The 22,792-nt window shown below is 33.1% G+C and carries 17 protein-coding genes; 10 read left to right on the top strand and 7 right to left on the bottom strand.

Annotated features, from left to right (window positions below):
* Positions 1–195: 195 nt before the first annotated feature.
* Positions 196–1,224 carry a LacI family DNA-binding transcriptional regulator gene (locus EYY60_RS08135; protein WP_132988887.1) on the bottom strand — a complete coding sequence of 343 codons (1,029 nt, stop codon included), beginning with the start codon at positions 1,222–1,224 and terminating at the stop codon, positions 196–198.
* Positions 1,225–1,511: 287 nt separating this feature from the next.
* Between EYY60_RS08135 and EYY60_RS08130 the strand changes: the two genes are divergently transcribed.
* The 7 genes from EYY60_RS08130 to EYY60_RS08100 all read left to right on the top strand — a co-directional run bounded on the left by EYY60_RS08130 (position 1,512) and on the right by EYY60_RS08100 (position 11,594).
* Positions 1,512–2,951 (top strand): glycoside hydrolase family 28 protein, encoded by a 1,440-nt coding sequence (locus EYY60_RS08130; RefSeq protein ID WP_132988886.1) that lies wholly within the window; start codon positions 1,512–1,514, stop codon positions 2,949–2,951.
* Positions 2,952–3,160: 209 nt separating this feature from the next.
* Positions 3,161–4,096 carry an alpha/beta hydrolase family protein gene (locus tag EYY60_RS08125; protein ID WP_132988885.1) on the top strand — a complete coding sequence of 312 codons (936 nt, stop codon included), beginning with the start codon at positions 3,161–3,163 and terminating at the stop codon, positions 4,094–4,096.
* A 41-nt stretch (positions 4,097–4,137) separates the two neighbouring features.
* Positions 4,138–5,358, top strand: coding sequence for a glycoside hydrolase family 88/105 protein (locus EYY60_RS08120; protein WP_132988884.1), 1,221 nt, complete (start codon positions 4,138–4,140; stop codon positions 5,356–5,358).
* Positions 5,359–5,412: 54 nt separating this feature from the next.
* A complete protein-coding gene (locus tag EYY60_RS08115) occupies positions 5,413–7,014 on the top strand; it encodes a glycoside hydrolase family 43 protein (RefSeq protein WP_132988883.1) in 1,602 nt (533 codons plus the stop codon).
* Positions 7,015–7,250: 236 nt separating this feature from the next.
* Positions 7,251–9,251: a pectate lyase gene (gene pelA / locus EYY60_RS08110; RefSeq protein ID WP_132988882.1), complete on the top strand. Its 2,001-nt coding sequence runs from the start codon at positions 7,251–7,253 to the stop codon at positions 9,249–9,251.
* A gap of 25 nt (positions 9,252–9,276) precedes the next feature.
* Positions 9,277–10,626, top strand: a complete 1,350-nt coding sequence (locus tag EYY60_RS08105) for a glycoside hydrolase family 28 protein (protein ID WP_132988881.1) — start codon at positions 9,277–9,279, stop codon at positions 10,624–10,626.
* Positions 10,627–10,850: 224 nt separating this feature from the next.
* Positions 10,851–11,594, top strand: a complete 744-nt coding sequence (locus EYY60_RS08100; RefSeq protein WP_132988880.1) for a rhamnogalacturonan acetylesterase — start codon at positions 10,851–10,853, stop codon at positions 11,592–11,594.
* Between the two features lie 961 nt (positions 11,595–12,555).
* On the opposite strand, the gene EYY60_RS08095 is transcribed toward EYY60_RS08100, so the two are convergent.
* From EYY60_RS08095 to EYY60_RS08085, 3 genes are read right to left on the bottom strand one after another with little or no spacing between them, the layout of a single operon-like run.
* Positions 12,556–13,440, bottom strand: a complete 885-nt coding sequence (locus EYY60_RS08095) for a sigma-54-dependent transcriptional regulator (RefSeq protein ID WP_132988879.1) — start codon at positions 13,438–13,440, stop codon at positions 12,556–12,558.
* Between the two features lie 7 nt (positions 13,441–13,447).
* Entirely contained in the window at positions 13,448–13,807 is a 360-nt protein-coding gene (locus EYY60_RS08090; RefSeq protein WP_162847863.1) for a sensor histidine kinase, read from the bottom strand.
* Between the two features lie 56 nt (positions 13,808–13,863).
* Positions 13,864–14,538: a histidine kinase dimerization/phospho-acceptor domain-containing protein gene (locus EYY60_RS08085; RefSeq protein ID WP_132988877.1), complete on the bottom strand. Its 675-nt coding sequence runs from the start codon at positions 14,536–14,538 to the stop codon at positions 13,864–13,866.
* A gap of 669 nt (positions 14,539–15,207) precedes the next feature.
* Here EYY60_RS08085 and EYY60_RS22275 point away from each other — a divergent pair.
* The 3 genes from EYY60_RS22275 to EYY60_RS08070 all read left to right on the top strand — a co-directional run bounded on the left by EYY60_RS22275 (position 15,208) and on the right by EYY60_RS08070 (position 16,551).
* Positions 15,208–15,471 carry a YcxB family protein gene (locus tag EYY60_RS22275; protein ID WP_162847862.1) on the top strand — a complete coding sequence of 88 codons (264 nt, stop codon included), beginning with the start codon at positions 15,208–15,210 and terminating at the stop codon, positions 15,469–15,471.
* A 128-nt stretch (positions 15,472–15,599) separates the two neighbouring features.
* Positions 15,600–16,154 (top strand): LURP-one-related/scramblase family protein, encoded by a 555-nt coding sequence (locus EYY60_RS08075; RefSeq protein WP_132988875.1) that lies wholly within the window; start codon positions 15,600–15,602, stop codon positions 16,152–16,154.
* A 190-nt stretch (positions 16,155–16,344) separates the two neighbouring features.
* Positions 16,345–16,551, top strand: coding sequence for a hypothetical protein (locus tag EYY60_RS08070; RefSeq protein ID WP_132988874.1), 207 nt, complete (start codon positions 16,345–16,347; stop codon positions 16,549–16,551).
* A 344-nt stretch (positions 16,552–16,895) separates the two neighbouring features.
* Here the strand turns inward: EYY60_RS08070 and EYY60_RS08065 are convergent, their stop codons facing one another.
* The 3 genes from EYY60_RS08065 to EYY60_RS08055 are packed head-to-tail and all read right to left on the bottom strand — an operon-like array spanning position 16,896 to position 22,775.
* Positions 16,896–18,701, bottom strand: a complete 1,806-nt coding sequence (locus tag EYY60_RS08065) for a prolyl oligopeptidase family serine peptidase (protein ID WP_132988873.1) — start codon at positions 18,699–18,701, stop codon at positions 16,896–16,898.
* Positions 18,685–21,651, bottom strand: coding sequence for a glycoside hydrolase family 2 protein (locus EYY60_RS08060; protein WP_132988872.1), 2,967 nt, complete (start codon positions 21,649–21,651; stop codon positions 18,685–18,687). Before EYY60_RS08060 ends, EYY60_RS08065 begins: the two co-directional genes overlap by 17 nt.
* Complete coding sequence (locus EYY60_RS08055) at positions 21,651–22,775, bottom strand: glycoside hydrolase family 88/105 protein (RefSeq protein ID WP_132988871.1); 1,125 nt, start codon at positions 22,773–22,775, stop codon at positions 21,651–21,653. The genes EYY60_RS08060 and EYY60_RS08055 overlap by 1 nt, the downstream gene beginning before the upstream one ends.
* Between the last annotated feature and the right edge of the window lie 17 nt (positions 22,776–22,792).

Raw genomic sequence — 22,792 nt, 5'->3', positions numbered from 1 at the left:
AAATCACACTAGAAGCTCGACAAAGATTGGTTACAAAGATTGGCGATAATCGGTGCGGAATTTCTAGTGCGATTTCTCCCTTCGGTCGAAATGACAACAAAAAAGCAGTTCTTTTAGAACTGCTTTTTTATTAAACTGAAGTTATTAACTAAATTGAACTTATATAACTTATATAACTTATATGGTGAAAAAATATTAAGAATTTGTTCTTGAAGAAGACTTACGAATATGCAATTCTGGTGCAAGAACAACCTTTTTTTCGATTTTGATGGTATCAGTTTTGTCAACTTGTTCCAAGAAAACTCGGGCTGACATTTTCCCCATTTCAAGAGGTGACTGATCGACAGAAGTGATTGATAATTCCATAAATTTTGTAAAAGGCTCGTTACTGAAGCCTGCAACGCAAAATTCTTCTGGAATACGGATGTTTTTTTCTTTTAATTCCTGAATAGCTCCTAAAGCGGCAAAATCACTGGCAGAAAATAGGGCATCAGGTGGCGTTTCTAAAGCTAAAAGTGCATTAATTGCTTCTTTTCCTGCATCAACACTACTTTTGGTATGAATAACATATTCTTCCTTAAATGTCATTCCGTTGTCTAATAATGCCTGTTTGTAGCCTAAAAACCTGTTTTTGAAAATTTCAAGAGACTGATCTCCAGAAAAATGTGCAATTGCACGACACCCTTCATTTATTAAGTGTTTGGTAGCTACGTAACCTCCCTTGAAGTCGTTAATTGTTACAGAGCTTACTCCGTCAATATGTTTGCTTCGGTCAAAAAAGATCAATGGAACGTTTTTTTCTAGAACATAATTGAAAGCGCCAATGTTTTCATCAGCAACATCAGTAACCGACATCATAATTCCATCAACCTGAGCATCTATTAAGGTATATAGATTTTCATTCTCTCTTTTTGCACTTTCATGTGTCTGACAAATAATTACCTGATAACCATGAGGATGAAGTTCTTCTTCAATACCTCTAATAACCGATGCAAAAAAGTTGCTGTCAATACGAGGAACAATAACACCAATATTGTTGCTTCGTCCGCTTTTTAATGCTAAAGCAAGTTTGTTTTGCTTATAGTTCATTGATGCAGCGGTTTTGATGACCAGTTCTCTAGTGCTTTCTTTTATTTTCGGGTTGTTGTTTAAAGCTCTGGAAACAGTCGCAGCAGTGATATTCAATTTCTTGGCAATATCATAAATGGTTATTTTTTCGCTCATTAAAAAAAGTTTTCAGATTTAATTTTAAACAAAAATACATTTTTTTTATATATGACAATATTTTTTGTTATCGATTACATAATTAATAACTCAAACGTTTTTTGTTCTACAATGATAAAAAATTATGTATTTTTTTATGTTAACTGTAAATATAATTGCAAATAAAAATTAAATATATAAATTATTTCTAAATAAATTTGTTCTGTAGAAACAATTTTTATACTTTCGTGTAATCGATTACATAATTCATGGCGATTTGCCGGTTTAAATTATTAATTTCTGCGTAAATGATTACAAATAAGATTATAGCGTTAAAATCAATTTCACTTTTTGGAGTGTTTTCTTTGTTGCTAATTTCATGTGGAAAACAAGTTTCTAGCGTGTCTGAAACAAATCCATGGAAGAAAATGGAATTAATTGTAAAAAGCATACCTGAAACAAACTTCATAAATAAGACCTATAATATAAATGATTTTGGAGCTGTTGCAGATGGAAAAACCATGAATACGCTGTCGTTCGAAAAAGCAATTAAAGAATGCAGTGCAAATGGCGGAGGTAAAGTTGTAGTTCCAAACGGGAAATACTTGACCGGACCTATTCATTTAGAAAGCAATGTTAATTTGCATTTAGAAGACAATGCCGAAATTCTTTTTAGTACGAATTCTAAAGATTATCCTCTTGTTCACACTTCATGGGAAGGAACAGAATTGATGAATCATTCACCGCTAATTTCTGCAAAAAATAAAACTAATGTTGCCATAACTGGAAAAGGAATTTTAAACGGACAGGCAAATAATACTACATGGTGGCCTTGGTGTGGCAGTAAAAGATACGGTTGGGATAAAGGCCAGCCATCACAGCATGATCCTTTAAATCGAGATAATTTAGTGGAAATGGCAGAAAAAGGCGTTCCGGTAGCTGAACGTGTTTTTGGAGAAGGACATTATTTACGTCCTAATTTTATTGAATTTTTTGAATGTAATACTGTTTTAGTAAAAGATATTACGGTGATTAATGCGCCATTTTGGATTTTGCATCCGCTTAAATCGAATAATGTAATTATTGATGGCGTGACTGTAAATAGCCACGGGCCAAATAATGACGGCTGTGATCCTGAATATTCTCAAAATGTAATTATCAAAAATTGCACTTTTAATACCGGCGATGATTGTATTGCGATTAAATCGGGGAGAGATGCTGATGGAAGACGAGTTGGTATTCCGAGTAAAAATATTATTGTTCAAAATTGTAAAATGATCGACGGTCATGGGGGTGTTGTAATGGGAAGCGAAATTACGGCTGGCGTAAATAATGTATATGTTGAAAATTGTATAATGGACAGTCCGGAATTGGATCGTGCCATTAGAATAAAAACAAATTCGAAACGTGGCGGTACTACGGAAGATATTTATGTTAGAAACATTGAAGTGGGAACGGTAAAAGAATGTGTTTTGAGAGTGACCATGTTTTATGATATATATGGTAGTCAGGTTGGAAATTATATTCCGACAATTAAAAATATCAGCCTTGAAAATATAAAGGTCAAAAATGGCGGAAAATTTGGGATTCTAGCCGATGGTTACAAAGAATCGCCAATTGAAAACATAACATTTAAAGATGTTACAATCGCAAAAGTTGATTCAGTTTATTCTCTGAAAAATGTAAAAACGGTAAATTTTATAAATACCTACATCAACGGAAAAAAAATAGAATCAGTTAAAAATTAAACCACTTAATTTACTTTATAACCAAACCAATTTGTGAACTTTCTTTAATTATCAAATGAAATAAAAAACAGTTTAGTTTTTTTATTTTTCGAAAATCTTGGTTAGTAATGATTTGATAGTTTTTTTGAAAGTTGTTTTTTGAAGTTGTTAAAAAAGGAGTTTGATCAAGTATCGGACTCCTTTCTTAACTAAAAAATAGAAGCTCAGAAATGAAAAAGAAGATACTGTTTTTATTGTTGCTTTTAAATGCTGTAACGGTCCAGAGCCAATACAGTATTGATACTTCATACACGGTTAAAAGTACTTACAATAAATTGATTAAAAAGTATCCTTTTATCACTATTGCAAATGCGAGAAAGAATCAAAAGGTAGATCAGATCAATGATTTAGTATATAATCAAATAGATAAAAGAGCATTGCATTTAGATGCTTATTTTTATAGTCCCAAAAAAGCTAATCCGGCCGTAATCATGATACATGGCGGAGGCTGGCGATCTGGAAATAAAAGCCAGATGCAGGTTATGGCGCAGGAAATTGCTGCAAAAGGATATTCTTGTTTTCCCGTTGAGTATCGATTGTCATTAGAAGCAAAATATCCAGACGCTGTTTTTGATGTCAAAAATGCGATTAAGTTTATAAAGGATAATGCTAAAAAGTTTCATGTAGATCCAAATAAAATTGCAGTTTTAGGCTGTTCTTCTGGAGGTCAAATGGCAGCTTTGATTGGTACAACAAATAACAATCCAGATTTTGAAGATTCAAATTTTAAAAGTAAATCTTCGTCAACAGTAAATGCCATTATTGATATCGACGGAATTTTGGCATTCAAGCATCCAGAATCACAAGAAGGAGAAATGGCATCGTTTTGGCTAAAAGGTACTTATGAAGACAATCCTGAAAATTGGAAAAATGCTTCTGCTTTAACTCATACAGATAAAAACACGCCTCCTGTTCTTTTTATAAATAGTAGTTTTGATAGATTTCACGCCGGTAGAGATGATATGATTACGATTTTAAATCAGTATAAAATTTATAGTGAAGTAAAAACGATAAAAGATTCTCCACATTCATTTTGGTTTTTTCAGCCTTGGTTTGATGAGATGAACAGCTACACAATATCATTTTTAGACAAAATATTTAAATAAATATATAACGAATGAAAGCAAAAATTAAAATATATTTTCAAATGGAAAACACTAAACGAATTAAATATTTGGCATCGACAGCAATGGCTTGTTTTATGCTTTTTACAAGCTCAAAAGCAATCTCGCAGGAAACAGCAGCTAAAGATATTGTGATTTCAAAGAATTCAAAATGGTCAGATAAAATGGCTTTGACTTTGATGAAACGCCATCCTGAAGCGTATATGATTGACGATTCAAAAGCACCAAAATGGGATTATGTTCATGGTTTGGTTTTGCACGGCTTTGAAGAATTGTACAAAAAAAATCCAGATCCAAGATATCCAGTTTATGTAAAAGGTTATGTTGATGCATTGGTTCAAAATGATGGATCAATTAAGTCATACGAGTTTGACAAATACAATATTGACATGATTGTTTCTGGCCGTTTGCTTTTCAATATTTATGAAACTACAAAACAAGAAAAATATCTAAAAGCAATGCAATTGTTGCGCAAACAATTATCAGAACAACCTAGAACACCAGAAGGCGGATTTTGGCATAAAAACATTTATCCAAACCAAATGTGGTTAGATGGTTTATATATGGGAGAACCATTCTATGCACAATACACGGTTACTTTTGAAAACGGAAAAAGCTTGGATGATGTTGCAAAACAATTCGAAGAAATTCAGCTTCACGCAACAGATCCAAAAACGGGATTGTTGTATCATGGTTGGGATTCAAGCAAAAAAATGCCATGGGCAAATCCGCAAACTGGAAATTCGCCAAATTTTTGGTCAAGAGCTTTAGGCTGGTATGTTATGGCACTTGTTGATGTGTTGGATTATTTTCCAAAAGAGCATCCAAAACATAAAGAATTGGTTGGATACTTGAATAATGCTGCAGAAAGTATTGCAAAATTTCAGGATAAATCAGGTTTGTGGTATCAAGTAACTGATAAAATGGGCAAAGAAGGAAATTATTTAGAAGCTTCTGGATCTTCAATGTTTGCCTACGCTTTTGCAAAAGGAGCAAACAAAGGTTATTTGCCAGCAAAATATAAAAAAATCGCCAACAAAGCTTTCGACGGATTAACAACAAAATTAATGAAAGTTGATGCCGATGGTACAATTACGCTAACTCAAGCTTGTCAAGTGGCAGGTTTGGGCGGAACTCCATATAGAGACGGTTCGTATGAGTATTATGTAAAGGAAAAAAAGAAAGACAATGACCCAAAAGCTACGGGACCATTTATTTTAGCAGCTTTAGAGTTAAACCGATAGTTTTAATTGATAATTATTAATTGTTAATTATCAATTATAAATAATGCGTATAAAATGAATAGAATAAAAAACAGTCTTTTTATATTATTATCAATATTCTCAATACAGAAGAACACGGCACAGGTTTGGATTCCAGACAATGGAGATGGCACTTATACTAACCCAATCATTCATGCTGATTATTCAGATCCAGATGTTGTAAGAGCTGGAGATGATTTTTATATGACGGCATCTTCTTTTAATTGTATTCCAGGTTTGCCAATTTTGCATTCTAAAGATTTGGTAAACTGGAAAATTATTGGGCATGCATTAATCAAACAAATACCAACAGAAACTTTTGATAAAGTACAACACGGAAACGGAGTTTGGGCACCAAGCATAAATTTTCACAACAACGAATTTTATATTTATTATCCAGATCCAGATTTTGGAATCTATATGATAAAAGCGCAAAAAGCAGAAGGACCTTGGTCTGAACCTGTTTTGGTAAAAGCTGGAAGCGGATTAATAGATCCAAGTCCGTTATGGGATGATGACGGTAAGGTTTATTTAGTTCATGCTTTTGCTGGCAGTCGTGCAAAAATTAAAAGTTTATTAGTTGTCTGTAGTATGAATGCCGAAGGTACAACTACTAATAACGATGAAGTTATGGTAATTGACGGTCATGATGGCGAAGGAACAATTGAAGGACCTAAGTTTTATAAAAGAAATGGTTATTATTACATTTTTGCTCCAGCGGGAGGCGTTTCTACTGGTTGGCAGACCGTTTTAAGATCTAAAAACGTTTTTGGTCCCTACGAAAAGAAAAAAGTTTTAGAACAAGGAAAATCTGCTGTTAATGGTCCGCATCAAGGTGCGTGGGTGCAGACACAAACAGGTGAAGACTGGTTTATACATTTTCAGGATAAAGGCGCTTACGGAAGAATTGTTCATTTACAACCAATGAAATGGGAAAATGACTGGCCTGTAATGGGAATAGATGTTGATAAAAATGGAATTGGTGAGCCAGTTACAACCTTTAAAAAACCAAATGTTGGAAAAAAATATCCAATTGAAACTCCAGCAGAATCAGATGAATTTAATTTACCGAAATTAGGATTGCAATGGCAATGGCAGGCAAATGCGCAGAATAATTGGGGATTTCCGACAAGTTTAGGTTATTTGAATTTATATTGTTTGCCAACAATTAAAGACAGCAAGAAAATTTTTGAAGCGCCAAATTTACTGCTTCAAAAGTTCCCAGCAGAAGAATTTACAGCAACTGCAAAAATGACGTTCAACACTAGATTAAATGGCGAAACAACTGGTTTAATTATTATGGGGTTAGATTACAGCTATTTGAATCTTAAAAATGATAACGGCAAATTGTATTTAAATCAAAAAACGGGAACTTTTGATAAAAAGGTGGAAGAGAATGAAACATCTCCCGTTTTGATTCCTAACAATACAATTTATTTGAGAGTTAGAATTAAAAAAGGAGGAATTTGTAGTTTCTATTACAGTTTAGATGATAAAAAATATCAGGCAATAGGAAATGATTTTGTATCAAAAGAAGGAAAATGGATTGGCGCTAAAGTTGGTTTATTCGCTTTAAGCGAAAAAATTACAAACGACTCAGGAAATGTTGCAGTGGATTGGTTTAGAATTTCGAAGTGAAAAAGTAAATAATGGCAAAAAATGCAATTTTTTCTCTATTTGTTAAAAAAACGACTGCTGTAGATAATTCCTAATAAACGAAATTTAAATTTCGATATCAGATTATATTTTGTAGGAAAAAGATGTTTTATTTGCGTCTTAAAATGAATTTGATTTCAAAAAAAACATTTTTTTGTTCACAAGAGGCATTATTTAAGTGTCACAAAAAATAAATCTTAAGAGTAAAACAGATAAAAATGATTCAACTAAAAAAAACAGCTTTACTTTTTTTATTATTATTTAGCAATTCTTTTATTGCTCAAAATACCTATAAAAATTGGTCGGATATTATTCGTAAAAATGAATCATCTTGGTTTGGTTCAGAAGAAGCAAAAAAAATAGCCGAGAACGTTTTGCTTTACCAAAGAAATATTGGCGGCTGGCCAAAAAATATTCAGATGCAGAATGAACTTTCGCCAGCGCAAAAAAAAGATCTGATTGCACTTAAAAAAACAGCTGTAGAAACAACAACCGATAATGGTGCAACTTGCCAGGAAATGCTTTTTATGTCTAGAATGTATGCGCAGGTAAAAGATGAAAGATACAAGGAATCGTTTTTAAAAGGACTGGATTATTTATTAGAAGCGCAATATAATAATGGTGGTTGGCCTCAGTTTTATCCGCTTAAAAAGGGATATTATACGCATATTACCTACAATGACGATTCGATGGTCAATATTTTAAATGTAATGAAAGAAGTTAGTGAAGAAACTGATTTTTATAGCATTAAGCCATCAAAAGAAGTTGTTCAAAAAGCAAAAAAAGCTTTTGATAAAGGAATTGATTGCATTTTAAAAACACAATACAAACAAAAAGGTGTTTTAACCGCGTGGTGCGCCCAGCATGATGAATTTACATTGGCTCCTGCAAATGCTAGAGCTTTTGAATTGGCGTCATTAAGTGGCTACGAGTCTACAAAAATAGTATTGCTTTTAATGTCGATAGACAAACCTTCTCGCGAAATTGTTACCGCTGTAAAGAGTGCAACGGAATGGTTTGAAAAGACAAAAATCACGAATTTAGAAGAAAAAAGAGTTCTAAACGACGAAGGAAAAATTGTCGATAAAAAAATGATTCCGGCTACAAATGCAGGTCCAATTTGGGCGCGTTTTATGGATTTGGAAACGAACGAACCTTTCTTTTGTGATCGCGACGGAATCAGAAAAAAATCATTGGATCAAATTGGTTCTGAAAGACGAAACGGATATTCTTGGTATTCTGACGCTCCAAAGGAAGTATTGAAAAAATATCCGGTCTGGGCAGTTAAAAATGGAACAAAAGTTTCATCTTCAGATAAAAAAAATGTTACGTTAATTACTGTTGCACAAGATGGTTCGGGCGATTTTACCAAAATTCAGGATGCCGTTTATGCTTGTCCAGCTTTTCCTTATGAAAAAGTAACCATTTTAATTAAAAATGGAATTTACAATGAAAAAGTTCGAATTCCAGAATGGAATACAAATGTAGTTTTGCAGGGAGAAAGCAAAGAAAAAACCATCATTACGTTTGATGATAATTTCTCGAAAATAAATTTAGGAAGAAACAGTACTTTTTATACGTATACAGTTTTGGTAGAAGGAGATGATTTTTCGGCATCAAATTTAACCATTAAAAATGCCTCTGGAGATAATGGTCAAGGTATTGCATTATCTGTTGTAGCAAATCGTGCCAAAGTTTCGAATTGTCTTATTTTAGGAAACCAGGATACTTTATATCTTTCAGGAAAAGATGCAAAACAGTATTTTGTAAACTGCTATATCGAAGGAACAACCGATTTTATTTTTGGAAGCGCAACAGCTTTATTTGAAAACTGCGAAATTCATAGTGTTAAAAACTCTTATATCACAGCGGCATCAACTCCAGAAGGAACTCCTTTTGGTTTTGTTTTCAAAAATTGCAAATTAACAGCCGAAGCCACTGCAGATGCAGTGTATTTAGGAAGACCTTGGCGTATTTATGCTAAAACGGTTTTCTTAAATTGTGAATTGGGAAAACAAATCAGGCCAGAAGGCTGGGAAAATTGGTCAAAACCTGAAGCTGAAAAAAAGGCTTTTTATGCTGAATATAATTGTACTGGCGAAGGATTTCAACCTTCAAAAAGAGTAACATGGTCACATCAGTTAAGTAAAACCGAAGCTGATAAATATGCTATAGAAACTATTTTAAAAGACGATTTATCAAATTGGTACTCAAAATAAAAACCAGTTTTTAATTACAATTACAATGAATTTAAAACAGCTTATATTTTTATTGATTTCTACGTTTTCGTTCGCGCAAAACAATGAATTTCCAACTGCAAAAGTAGATTCAATTGTCAAAAGAATTCAGTTGCCGGTTATTCCTACTTATCAAATTAATGTGGTGAAATTAGGTGCCAAAGGTGATTCAATTTCAAACAATAAACCTGCGTTTGATAAGGCGATGGCATTGTGCAAAAAGAATAATGGCGGTACTATAATTGTGCCAAAAGGAATTTATAGAATTAACGGCCCAATTCATTTTGTGAGCAACGTAAACCTTAAAATAGAAAAGGGAGCGAAAATAAAATTCAGTGATAAACCAGAAGATTACCTTCCTATGGTTTTAACAAGTTGGGAAGGTACTATGTTGTATAATTACAGTCCGTTAATTTATGCGTACGACTGCTCAAATATTGCGATTACAGGCGAAGGAACTATTGATGGAGAGGGAGGAAAAACGTGGAAAAATTTTAAGGCAAAGGAAGAAGCTGGCAAAAATAGAAGTCGCGAAATGAATCATAATAATGTCGCACTAAGTGACAGAAAGTTTGGTGAAGGCTACTTTTTACGTCCGCAAATGATTCAATTTTTCAATTGTAAAAATATAGTGGTTGAAAATATCAGAATTGAGAATTCTCCTTTTTGGTGTTTGCACTTATTAAAGTCGCAAAGTATTACCATTCGAGGTATTAGTTACAAATCATTAAATTATAATAACGACGGAATTGATCCAGAATATGCAAAAGATGTTTTAATCGAAAATGTGACTTTTAATAATGGCGATGATAATGTGGCTATTAAAGCAGGGCGAGATCATGAAGGACGCGCAAATAATAATTCGCCAAGTGAAAATATTATTATCAGAAATTGCAATTTTAAAGGACTTCATGGTGTTGTGATAGGCAGTGAAATGTCAGCTGGAGTACAAAATGTTTATATCGAAAATTGTAAAACCATAGGGTATTTAAAAAGAGGAATTTATTTGAAAACTAATGCAGATCGAGGAGGTTTTATTAAAAATATTTTTGTTCGTAATATTCAGTTAGACGAAGTGGAAGATTGTCTTTATATAACATCCAATTATCATGGAGAAGGGAAAGGCTACCAATCAGAAATTTCAAATATTTATTTTTCCAATATTTCTTGCAATAAAGCAACAGAATCAGGAATTGTAATTCAAGGTTTCGCAGATAAAAAAATCAAAAATATAGCTTTGAAGAATATAGAAATTAAGGAAGCAAAAAATGCGCTTTCAAATGAAAATGCAGAAAATGTTTTGATGACCGATGTTTTTATAGGACAAAGAGCAACAGTACCAACGGCGGCTAAATAGTTTTTCCAGGTTCATAGTTTCATAGACATAAAGGTTCAAAAATTTATTTGTAGAGACGCACAGCAGTGCGTCTATCTTTAGGCCTGATAGGTGTAAAGAGTTTAATTTTTTGTTCTTTGGACTTCAGGAGATGGATCTTTATATAGTTAAACACCTTTTTCAGATTCCAATACTTGGAGACAAGATCGTTCAGACTGATAATTGAAATTTAAAATAAATACAAAATGAAAAATTACATATTAATTTTATTGCTTATCACCACAGGCTGTTTTGCACAAAAAACAACGGTCTATTGTATTGGAGATTCAACAATGGCAAATAAAAAAGATCCTGAAAAAAATCCTGAGCATGGATGGGCACAAGTTTTGCAGCCATTTTTTAAAGAAAATATAGCAGTGGTAAACAAAGCGGTAAACGGGCGAAGCACTAAAAGCTTCATTAACGAAAAGCGTTGGGATTCAATTTATAATAAACTAAAAAAAGGGGATTATGTTTTTATAGAATTCGGACATAATGATGAAAAAATTGAAGATTCTACACGCTACACAAATCCACATACTGCATATCGATATAACTTAATTCGTTTTGTAAATGAAAGCAGAAAAAAAGGAGCGATTCCTATTTTATTAACGTCCATTGCCAGACGCAACTTTAATGAAAAAGGAGTATTAGTTCCTACTCATGGTGACTATCCACTAGAAACGAGATTGGTTGCACAAGAATATAATGTACCTTTTATTGATTTAGAATATTATACAGAACAGCTGGAGCAGTCTTATGGGCCGGAAAAGTCTAAGCAATTGCATTTACATTTTAAGGCAGGGGAAATTCCTTATTATAAGGAGGATAAAAAAGATGATACCCACTTATCTTTATTAGGGGCAAAAACTGTTGCTCAAATAGTGGTAAACCAAATTAAAATTCTAGAAGACAAATCTTTAGAAAACCTCAAAAAAGGAATCAAATAAAAAATATAAAAAAGTAATTTGATTTGTATAAAATCTGATTGCACGTAATGTGTAAATAAAGATAGATAGTAGTAAAAGAGAGAGCGAAATGCTCTCTCTTTTTTTTTGTTTAATTGTTTGTTTAAGGTATTGATTTTTAATTGTTTGATTGGTATTATTTGGCGTGGTGCCTTTCGCAATATAGGAATTCTACCCTAAAATTTAACAGGCTTTTTCATATATACCCTAATTTATAAGTTTAAAAACTTTTACAGGCAAAAATAAATTGATTTTCAGAGGAACTTTGCATCTTCAAATTTAGATGTTTGAATTTTAAATACTTAAGAAAATAATTAAACAGATAATAAGAAAGGTTATGAAAAATAGATTACTCCCTTTATTTGTTGTTTTGGCTAGCTTTTCGGCTCGTTCTCAGGTTGTGGTTGGGGCAAAAGCGCCAACTTCATCAGCTCAATTTGAGGTAACAACCACAGAAACGGATAGATTTGGTGGTAGTACAAAAGGTATATTGATACCAAGGGTTCGATTAACAAGTACAGTTGTTTATGCGCCAATCGTAGGTGATGAAGCTAATAGTTTGTTAGTATTTGCTACTGATGCAATTGGTGACATTACTCCAGGATACTACTACTGGTTTGATAAGAGATGGAACAGATTAGCAGTTGCTGGCGAATCAAGTTCTGGATCTGGAAAAGATGGAAAAGATGGAAAAGTTGGTGTTGCTGGAGGTAATGGAGCTCCTGGGCCAAAAGGATCATCATCTTATCTTGGTGAGGACATAAATATTTATACAGATTATTCATCTGGTATTGTTTACGTTCAAAATGCCGATGGAACTTGGACGCCAATTAATGGAAAAGATGGGGAAGTTGGTGTCGAAGGACTTCCGGGTATTGGAGTTCCTGGTTTGCCGGGCACACCTGGGGGACCTGGAAAAGATACTACTGTTGTGATCAATGATTCAGGCACATGGGTTTATGTTCCTGGCAAAGACGGAGCAGATGGCACTTATACTCAAATCGACGGTAAAAAAGGGGACAAAGGAGACAAGGGAGACAAAGGCGAAGTTGGTGTTGAAGGACTTCCGGGTATTGGAGTTCCTGGTTTGCCGGGTACATCCAATTTCGTCCAAGAAAACGGTACCACCAGATGCCGCTTGAAATAAACCCATTTTTGATTCAACAGCACCAGTAAATGCTCCTTTAACGTACCCAAATAATTCAGATTCGAGTAGATTTTCGGGTAATCCTCCGCAATTTATTGCCACAAAGGGCATTTTAGAAAATGCACCTTCATAGTGAATTGCCCTTGCAATCAGCTCTTTTCCAGTACCACTTTCGCCTTCAATTAATACATTTGCCTTATTGTTTTGCACGCGTTTTATCGTATCAATTAAATCTTTGAAATGTGATGATTGGCCTATTATTGAGGCGTAACTATTTATAGCATCAGGATTTTTAACCGATGTATTTGTTTTTCTTGCAAGTGAACTTTTGATGGCTTTAGAAAGTTCATCATTAGTAAAAGGTTTTATGAGGTATTCCAAAGCACCAGATTTTATTGCATTTATGGCATTATCAATAGATGGCATTCCGGTTATGACCAATTTTGATATATGAGGAAAATGCTCATCGCAATATTTTAATAGTTCGATGCCGTTTATTTCGGGCATATTTAAATCTGTAATTAATAGATTGATCGAATGGCTTTTTAAAACTTCAATAGCTTCATTCACAGACGAAGCTTTGTAAGTATTATAATTTAATGCTTTGATTGTTCGCTGAAAAAGAGTCAGCATTTCGTAATTGTCATCGACAATTAGTATATTTTCTTTTCTTGAGTTCATTTATTTTTTAACTAATTGGTAAACTGATTGTAAAAATTGCACCATTGGGTTTATTGTTTGTAACGGTGATTTTTCCATTGTGATTTTTAACAATTCCATAAACAACACTTAGCCCCAAACCTGATCCGCTTTTTGTGTTTTTTGTGGTGAAAAAAGGTTCAAATATTTTCTGTTTTATTTCATCAGGTATTCCGTGGCCTTGATCTTCAATGTGTATGATGATATTTTGGGCATCATTTTCAATAATAGTTTTAATGAGGCTTTTTTTAGTCGATGCATGAATGGCATTTATCAGCAAATTGAAAAGTAACTGGGTTATTTGTACGGCATCAATTTTTACAGTAGAAATAGAGTTGTTAAAAATCAATTCGCTTTTGATTTCTTTTTTTTGAAAATTTTGCTTTAAAATTGAAAAGGTAAAATTTATAATGGAATTGATGTTTTCAAATTTTGACTGGTGGGGCATCTCACAAGAAAAAACATTAACTTTTTTACAATTTCGCGCGTGTAAATGACAGAGTTGATAATTGTTGTAATATCAGAGTCAATTTCAGAATCTGTATTGGCGAGTTTGATAAATTCGGCATATCCTAAAATATTTCCCAGAGGATTATTGAGTTCATGCGCTATTCCAGCAATGGTTTCGCTGAGGATCGTTAATCGGTCAACGTGTTCAAGGGTTCTTCTTAAGGAAGCTTTTTTTTCTAAAATTTGAAATTTTTCGATGTAAAAGCTAATTTTCTGCGCAGCTGTATTCAAGAGTTTTTGTTCGTAACTGAGAAAGTGATGCGGTTTAAATTTGTCTGCTGGATAATAAACGGTTATAGATCCGGGCTCTGTATAGGGGAGTTTGATGATACTAGTTTGAAATATGTTGTTTTCGGGTATTTGAGATGTTGCAAAATAATACATTCCAGCCTGCAATTCAACTATTGCATCATCATTGAATTGCCAAGCTTTTTTTATACTTAGAACGACCTTTTTCAAGACCTTTTCTTCAAAAAAATGAGATTTGGAAATTGTTTTGGAAATTTCGAAAAGGCAGGTCAATTCTTTAATTCGTTCTTTCAGTTTTTTTTCGATTTCTTGGGGTTTCATTTTATAAGAAATTATCCATTATTTTGTTTTAATGGTGGCCAAAAGTAAATAAATTTAAAAGAAAAAAATATAAAGATTTGTTATAGTTAACTATTTGGAAATAAAATAATTATAATGATTTTTTTGTGTCTTATTTTGTCATTTTTAAATCTTTTACGGGCTTTTTTGGAGTAAAAAAATTCTCATTAAAATGTATTGCTTTTTCTAAAAAAAATGAAACCGTCACAAAGAAGTTTTTAAGTGTGGTTTTTATTTAAAAATGTCTTATTCTAATATTTTGGTGGCTTATTGGCTATATGGGCGAATTGTGCTTGAGCTAATTTTGCTTAAAATTTTAACTATCAATAAAGACAAAAACAATTTTTCTGGAATTTAATGTATGTTGGTATGAATGATGCTAAATTTTCGCTAGAATTTGAATTGAATGCTGTAGAAATACAGAAACTGAATAAGATGTATTTTAAAAATTTATGGGAGAAAAGAATACGCATTCTTGCAAGCGTGCTTTTGATAACAGCAATCTTTTTTAATAGTATTTTTTTAGACAAGAATACCGATTATATAATTTGGATTATCAGGAATTTAGTACTCGTCATAGTTTTCTTTTTGTTTCAATATTCATTTGTTAAAGCGGTATGTAGCCTGATTTTTCGATTGATTAAAAGACTTTTGAAATTTGATAAATTTATCTCAAAGTATAAATTCAATTTTACAAATTCATTCATAAATGTTCATTCGCCTTTAGGGGAAATTACACATAAATGGAGTCAAATTGAAAAAGCAATTTTGACTAAAGATTTCTTTTTTTTATATGTAAAAGAAAGAAACGGCTACATTATTTCGATATCAAATAAATACGATCAATATCGAAATATGGAAAAGCTGATTGATTTTGTAGAACGAAAAGTAACTCATGTTGTCAAGCTTTGCTAGAAAAACGGCTAATTAAAAATATCTTCAGGAGTTTTAAATCTGATACTAACTGATTACAAATTGCAAATTTTGAAGTTTATTTTTTTAAGAAATCCAATCAATAATAGAGAATTATAAAAAATGATTAAATGAGTGCTTCTTTTTTTAATACAAGAAACTATTTAATATATAAGAAAAAGGAAAAATCCAACTCTAGAGGTCAGTTTAAAATCTACAATGGTAATCGGGAGTGCATAGGCTTTATTACGAAAAAAAAGAGCTTTTCGAAAATAGCAGGGTTGAAAATTTTTCCATATTTATTTGAAATAAGAAACGCAAACGGAGTCATAACAGCTACATTATCTAGAGGCTTTTTGTTTTTCTGTGATGCAATTGTTATCAAAGACTTTAATGGTAATAAAATTGGGAGCATAAAACGACAATTTTCTTTATTTAAACAAAATATAAAAATTTTAAATAATAAAAATCAGGTTATTGCTGAAATTAGAGGAAATAAGAAAGATTCCTGCTTAGCCATTAATATCGAAGAACATATAACAATAGGCGAAATAAAACAATGTAGTCTCAGAAAAACTATTTTGCAGTCTTGTAATAAGTACGATGTTGTAATTGAGGAAATCTTTCGTAGTGTCGATGACAAAATGGCTATTGTGTCTTGTGCTTTGACATTTGGCATACTCTAGAAGTGCAATGAAAGCGTTATTATTAGCAAGGTAAAATAAATCTTATTTTATTTGTTTTTTGTCTTATTGTGTAAATATTGATCATTTTCTCCTTTTATCTTTGTTTTGTTATTTAAAGTATTGATTATTAGGTGTTTTATGGTTTTTTTTGAAGCCTGAAGCTTTACTAATATGCAAAAAAAATTACAATATGGAAAAGGAAAAAGTGTTAGTGCGTGATAATAAAGGAGTTTTTTTAAAGATGTTTAAACGTAAATTCAAGGATGAATTTGACTTTTCAGAAGAATCGTTTTTGCTTAAAGATGAAAATGATTCCAAAAAATATGATCGCTCAATATTTGTTGTTTATGAGAAAAGTGAATTGCTGGAATTCTTAAAAATAAATAAAAAGGACTAAATGTTTTAGTATGCTTATTTGATAAACAATTATATAGTAGTTTATCTTTTTTAAATGAGATGAATAATTTGATTGTATTGGATAATGCTAAAACTAGATCAGAAATAGTAGACGAATTGAAAATGCATTTCAATAACAATTTAGAGTTGAGTAATAAAAATAAAGGGGACGGTTTTTCAAATAATTCAATTTTTGAAACCCGATTTCAGAATTTTTATAAAGCAATGTTTTTTTTAATGTAGCTTGAAAGATAATAGTTTTATAGGTTTAAAAATTGTATTAATTCATTTTTTAAAGCAGGATATCGGTTGCTCAGTATCCTGCTTTTTTGTTTTAATACAATTTTATTCTTTCTTTAAATTCGCAATTTCATCGGAAGAAACTTTTATGATGGTGCCGTGTCTTGTACCGGTGGGAAAACTGATTTGTTCTGAAATATCTTCCCAGCCTTTAGATGTTTCTTTTACTGCACCATATTTTTTTTGTGTGTATTTGTCAAAATAAACAATCCAATTATTTTCGATTTGCATTGCCGTAGGTCCTTCAGCCCAATAATCGCCAGTAATGGCTTTGCTTGCCGGACTATAAGGGCCGGTTAGATTTTTACTGAGAGCAATTTTAATATTTTTTTGAACAGGGTTGCGTGTTTCATCTTTTAAATACATAACAAATTGCTGACCTTGCTTAACGATAGAAGCATCAATTACATTAAAGCCGGGGTCATACAATAGTTTTGTTTTGGCAAACTTTTTAAAATCTTTGGTTGTGGTATAATAAATTCGGTGATTGTATCCTTTCTCTTCCTCTGATTTTGTTTCAGGAAATTTGCCATCAATTGTTGATGCCCAGTAAATCATATATTCTTTTGATTTTTCATCATACGTAATTTCTGGTGCCCAAGTATTTCTGGCTTTTTCCTCATGAGCCATTACAGGAATAAATTCTTGTTTTGACCAATGAATCAAATCTTTTGAAGAAGCGTATCCAATTCCTTTATCTGTCCAACTTACTGTCCAAACCATATGATACAATCCGTCTCCGCCTTTAATTACGCAAGGATCACGCATCAATTTGTCTTTTCCAACCTCTGGAGTTAAAAAGGATGTATCATTTTTTAAAGCAGTCCATTTATAACCACCTTCACTGTATGCCAAATGAAGTCCGTCTTCACCATTTCCTTTAAAATAGCTAAATACATAACCATCTGGTTTTAGGGTGTAATTGTTTGCTGATAGCCATTTTTCACAATCTTTTGGCCAGTTTGCATTTGTTCCTTTTACGCCTAATCCAAAGCCATGTCCTCCGTTTTCAAATAAATGCATTTCTGCCGAAACCTTTTCTTTTTTCAGCCCTAAATAATAGTTGATGCTATTTTCTACAGGAACAGCTTTGTCATCTGTTGCATGAACTAAAAATGTTTTTGGCGTGGCTGAAGTTATTTGTTTTTCATTTGAATATTTATCGGTCAGTTCATTTCCAGCATTTTTTCCTAACAAATTATCTTTAGAACCTTGGTGTGTAATGCCTTCCTGCATTGAAATTACAGGATAAATTAAAATTGAAAAATTTGGTTTGGCGCTTGTCGTGTCGGTTGGAGTGTAAACTTTATCATTGTAATGTGTTGATAATGTAGACGCCAAATGTCCTCCCGCAGAAAATCCCATGATACCAATTTTATTTGGGTTTAGTTTCCACTTTACTGCATTTCTTCGCACAAGTCTCACCGCTTCCTGAGCGTCTTGAAGTGGTCCAACAGTTTTATTTTTCATGATTAAATCGCTTGGCAATCTATATTTCAAGACAAAAGCATTTATTCCTAAACTGTTAAACCATTCGGCAACTTTATAACCTTCTTTATTTATTGCGAGCATTCCGTAACCACCTCCTGGACAAATGATAACCGATGTTCCGTTTGATTTTTCTGGATTTGCTAAATAAACAGTTAATGTTGGTAAAGTTACTTTTCGAACTCCTTCTGAAAGTTCGTTTTTGTGATCTACTTCTTCAGAATATTCTTTGGATACAATTTCGTCCGGAATTTTATCCCATAACGGAATTTCTTTTTTCTGCGAAAGTGCCGGAATTGTAAGCGATAAAGACACAAAAAGCAATCCAGCTTTCAGACGATTTAAATTATTTGATTTTTTCATAAAATTCTATTTCAACAATGCGTAATTGACCGGCTGCATCAACCGATGTTTTATCTTTATATAAATCTAATTCTTTTGTTGGATCTACTTCAACAATTTTTGAAAATCCATCTTTTTCGGTATTGGAACCAATTAATTCGATTGTTATTTTTTCGGCTAAAACAGCTTCAAGTGGAATTGTAATATAACCCAAACTTTGGGTTGTGTTTCCTTTAAAGACTTCTTTTCCATCAGCTAAAATTCTGATTGGATAAATTTTAGTTCTCCAACCTGTAAATTTCACAACAGCTTCATTAACAATTGATGGTTTTGATAGCGTATAAGTTATAGAACCCGTCGAAATGTTTCCATCATTTCGCCATTCGGTTAATTCGTTGTCGTCATAACTTTTGTAAGTATCATTACTATTTGAAGGAGAAACGGCATTTAAGATATTTATAGGAACTCTTTTTTGCGTATATGACGGAGTTTTTGGCGTTGGTCCGCGTTCTAAATTTGAAGGCAGATTTTTCCCTGGCAATTCTTTTGAAAGACCATTTTCTATAATTACACTTTTAGTTTCAAAAGATAATTCGGCTGATTTTAATCCGTTAGATTGAGTAGAAATTGTTATTTTTCCGGCTTTCGCCAATGACTGAATCATTACTCTATTAACGCCATTTTCAACCGGAATTTCTTTAGAAAGAATATAATTTTTTGGACCTTGAGCAATGCCCCCAAGCCAAGTAGCTGGACCATTTAAAGAAAACGAAATCATATTATTACTTATTGGACAGCGATTTCCGTTTTTATCAATTACTTCAACATCAATTAAAGCTGTGTCAGCACCGTCAGCAAGCATTCCTTGCGGTTGTGTATTTAATTTTAGCTTAATTTGAAATGGTTCTCCCGCAGTTGTTTTTTCATCTTGGCTTAAAATATTTCCGTTTTCATCGTAACCAACCGCTTTTATTGTACCCGATTTCCAAGCAATATTTTCGAAAGTAAATAAAAATTCACTGCTTCGTTTTCCAAAACCTTGCGAAATTCCGTTTACAAAAAGTTCTACTTTTGGAGCTGTTGAAACGACATAAATATTTTTAACAGTCTTTTCAGCATAGTTCCAATGTCCCATAATATGCGTTCGTTGTTTCTCGACATCGACCCAGCCGTCCCACATAACTTGATGTGCAAAATAGCCATCTTTTGGAATTCGCATGGCATCAACTTCGCCACTCGTTCTATAATTTGATTCACCTCGATGATGTGTATTTGAATCAGAAAAAATAATATTTACACCGCCAGAATTTACACGTTTTCCTGTTCCGGGTCTTTCGCGATAATAATCATACCAGCGAACTACATTTTCGATAGCGTGCCGATCTTGATTATGATTATAATCAGATGCTGGAGCGCTGCGGTATAAAGGTCCGTCACCTTCTTTATGATATGGAGGTGAAAACTCGTCCCAATATTTACGCATTCCTTCATCTCTAGAATATTCGGTTGCCCATAATGGTTTTCGGGCGCTTTTATTTATGTAAAGCATTTCTCCTCCATATTCAGCTTCTTGGCTGTCAAGCATTTCGCGAGAACCAATCGCTCGCCCACCAAAAGGATCATACGTATCTCGCAGCATTTTCATTTCATGCATGTGTGCTTCGCTGATCGATTCGTTACCGCTTTCATAAAAAATAATACTCGGATTATTTCTGTTATAAATAATAGCGTCACGCATCAAATTTACACGTTGTTTCCAAGTATCGCCCTGAGCGTCTTTTTCGGCATCTCCGGCGGGCATGGCTTGCAACAAACCAACGCGATCGCAAGATTCAATATCTTGTTTCCAAGGTGTGACATGCATCCATCGGACTAAATTTCCGTTGCCTTCTACAATTAATTTATTGCTGAAATCACTCATCCAAGCAGGAACAGACATTCCAATCGCCGGCCATTCGTTGCTGGTTCTTTGTGCATAACCTTTTACCTGCAAAACTCTATCATTTAGCCAAAATTGTCCTTCGGCGAAAGCTGTTTTTCTGAAGCCCGTTTTAGTAGAAATTTCATCAACGATTTTTCCGTCAACTTTCAAAATGGTTTTTACAGCGTATAAATAACCATAGCCCCAACTCCAAAAATGTAAATTGTTTACTAGCGAATTAGCTTTCAGAATTTTAGTTTCGTTTGGCGAAATTGTAGTTTTTCCGCCTGAAAAAGAAGCTACTTTTTTGCCTTCTAAATCTTCAATAACGATATTGTATTCAACTGTTTTTGAGGATTCAAATTCATTTTTGATTTCTGTTTCAGCATTGATAATGGCACTTTCACTCTGAATGTCAATTTGAGAAGGATAAATGTAAACTCCAGTAGTTTTTAAATTGGAATAGAGTGGAAGCGTTTGGTATAATTTGCTGGTAATATGAAGAAAAACATTCTTCGGAATCCCTCCATAATTTGCATTGAAGTTGATATTATTCCATTGATAAGGGACTTGTGTTGCCTGTTCTTTGTATTTCCAATCGTTGTCAATTCGTAGAGCAACAATATTTTCTTGTGGAAAAGGCTTAATTAAATTTGAAATATCAAAACCAAACGCCATTACGCCATTTTCATGCATTCCAACTTTTTGTCCGTTGATATAAATGATTCCGGCTTGTCGAATTCCTTCAAATTCTAGGAAAATTTTTTCGTCTTTGATTCCCTTTGGAAGTTTAAACTTTTTTCGATACCAGACAATTCCGGTTGTGAGGTGTTCAATATCTTTTTCAAAAGCTTCTTCTTGATTGTAAGCATGCGGAAGCGTAACTTTTTTCCACGAACTATCATTAAAACCAAGAGACTCTGCATTTTTAGAGTCTCCGGTTTTTAGTTTCCAATCGGAATTGAAATTGTATTTTTCTCTCTTAAATTCCTGAGAAAATATCACGGTTTTAAAAAGAATTAAAACAAGAAATAAGAGCGTTTTTTTCATTATTTCATTTTATAAATTTCTGAACCTGCAAGCAAGAAACAACCTAATCCGTAATCTTCAAAATCAGGGAATTTATCGTAGGAAAGTGGTTGTCCATCTTTAGGTTCTTTTCCTGTTGATTGCAAAAATCCTAATGCACCATTGGTATGCAAACTTTCTTTGATGATCGCATCCCAAGCTTTTTGGACTACTGGCAAATACGTTTCTTTTTTCAAAATACCGCTGTTGATTCCATATGCCATTCCGTAAACAAATAAAGCTGTTCCAGAAGTTTCTTTTTCGCCAAAATTTGTTGGATCATGCAAACTCACATTCCAGAATCCGTCAGGTCTTTGAATTGGGACTAAAGCAGCTGCCATTGCTTTTAAATCTTTTACATATTGCTCTCTGTGTGGTGCATTTTCTGGAATAATGGTAAGTACTTTTGCCAAAGCAGCAATAACCCATCCATTTCCACGGCTCCAGTAGCAATTTTTTCCATTTGGTTCTTTGTACGGCGGATCAAAATCAGCATCACGCCACCATAAACCTTCTTTTGCATTGAAAAGTCCGTTGTCGCCATGTTTGTTTCTTGAGTACATGTACATTTCATACATTTTTTCGAAATAACGATTGTCTTTTTCTAAAACGCCCATTTTTGCAAAAACAGGCATTCCCATTTGAATAGCATCAATCCAAGACCAATCGTCTAACTGAGGCGTATTCAAAAGCATGTTGATGTTTGCTTTTGTGTTTTTTAGTTTTTTAGCATCTGGCTCTAAATTATACAAATCAATATAGGTTTGAGCAGCGCAGTAATTATCGGCATTTCGAGTTGTATTTCCTCCATTAAATCCCCATTTATGAAATTCTGACCACGAGTAAGCGTAATCATAATAAGCTTCTTTTGGGAAAATTTCGTGAAGCGCCATTAATCCTTCGTAGTAAACACCACGCGTCCAGATGTTACTTGGGCGCTCTTTGTTGGTAATAATTGTTTTGCCTGTTTCTGGCCATTTTTGCATAAAATAATCATTGGCCAAAATCATTTGTTTCAAGACTAATTTTTTATCAAATGGCTGTTGCGCGCTCGTTGTACACGTATACAAAAAGCATATTGAGAAGAATAAAGCTAATTTTTTCATTTTTTGTATTCTTAAGT

Origin of the sequence: Flavobacterium zhairuonense, from assembly GCF_004352915.1 — a bacterium.
Lineage (GTDB): Bacteria > Bacteroidota > Bacteroidia > Flavobacteriales > Flavobacteriaceae > Flavobacterium > Flavobacterium zhairuonense.
This window is presented reverse-complemented; position numbering and strand designations above follow the sequence as displayed.

What these genes read in the sequence shown, in the direction of transcription:
- EYY60_RS08120 (WP_132988884.1), top strand. Translation starts at nt 4,138, where the DNA reads ATGGAAAACACTAAACGAATTAAATATTTGGCATCGACAGCAATGGCT.
- EYY60_RS08085 (WP_132988877.1), bottom strand. Translation starts at nt 14,538, where the DNA reads ATGAAACCCCAAGAAATCGAAAAAAAACTGAAAGAACGAATTAAAGAA.
- EYY60_RS08065 (WP_132988873.1), bottom strand. Translation starts at nt 18,701, where the DNA reads ATGAAAAAATCAAATAATTTAAATCGTCTGAAAGCTGGATTGCTTTTT.
- EYY60_RS08060 (WP_132988872.1), bottom strand. Translation starts at nt 21,651, where the DNA reads ATGAAAAAAACGCTCTTATTTCTTGTTTTAATTCTTTTTAAAACCGTG.
- EYY60_RS08095 (WP_132988879.1), bottom strand. Translation starts at nt 13,440, where the DNA reads ATGAACTCAAGAAAAGAAAATATACTAATTGTCGATGACAATTACGAA.
- EYY60_RS08135 (WP_132988887.1), bottom strand. Translation starts at nt 1,224, where the DNA reads ATGAGCGAAAAAATAACCATTTATGATATTGCCAAGAAATTGAATATC.
- EYY60_RS08100 (WP_132988880.1), top strand. Translation starts at nt 10,851, where the DNA reads ATGAAAAATTACATATTAATTTTATTGCTTATCACCACAGGCTGTTTT.
- EYY60_RS08075 (WP_132988875.1), top strand. Translation starts at nt 15,600, where the DNA reads ATGAGTGCTTCTTTTTTTAATACAAGAAACTATTTAATATATAAGAAA.
- EYY60_RS08115 (WP_132988883.1), top strand. Translation starts at nt 5,413, where the DNA reads ATGAATAGAATAAAAAACAGTCTTTTTATATTATTATCAATATTCTCA.
- EYY60_RS08105 (WP_132988881.1), top strand. Translation starts at nt 9,277, where the DNA reads ATGAATTTAAAACAGCTTATATTTTTATTGATTTCTACGTTTTCGTTC.
- pelA (WP_132988882.1), top strand. Translation starts at nt 7,251, where the DNA reads ATGATTCAACTAAAAAAAACAGCTTTACTTTTTTTATTATTATTTAGC.
- EYY60_RS08130 (WP_132988886.1), top strand. Translation starts at nt 1,512, where the DNA reads ATGATTACAAATAAGATTATAGCGTTAAAATCAATTTCACTTTTTGGA.
- EYY60_RS08055 (WP_132988871.1), bottom strand. Translation starts at nt 22,775, where the DNA reads ATGAAAAAATTAGCTTTATTCTTCTCAATATGCTTTTTGTATACGTGT.
- EYY60_RS08125 (WP_132988885.1), top strand. Translation starts at nt 3,161, where the DNA reads ATGAAAAAGAAGATACTGTTTTTATTGTTGCTTTTAAATGCTGTAACG.
- EYY60_RS08070 (WP_132988874.1), top strand. Translation starts at nt 16,345, where the DNA reads ATGGAAAAGGAAAAAGTGTTAGTGCGTGATAATAAAGGAGTTTTTTTA.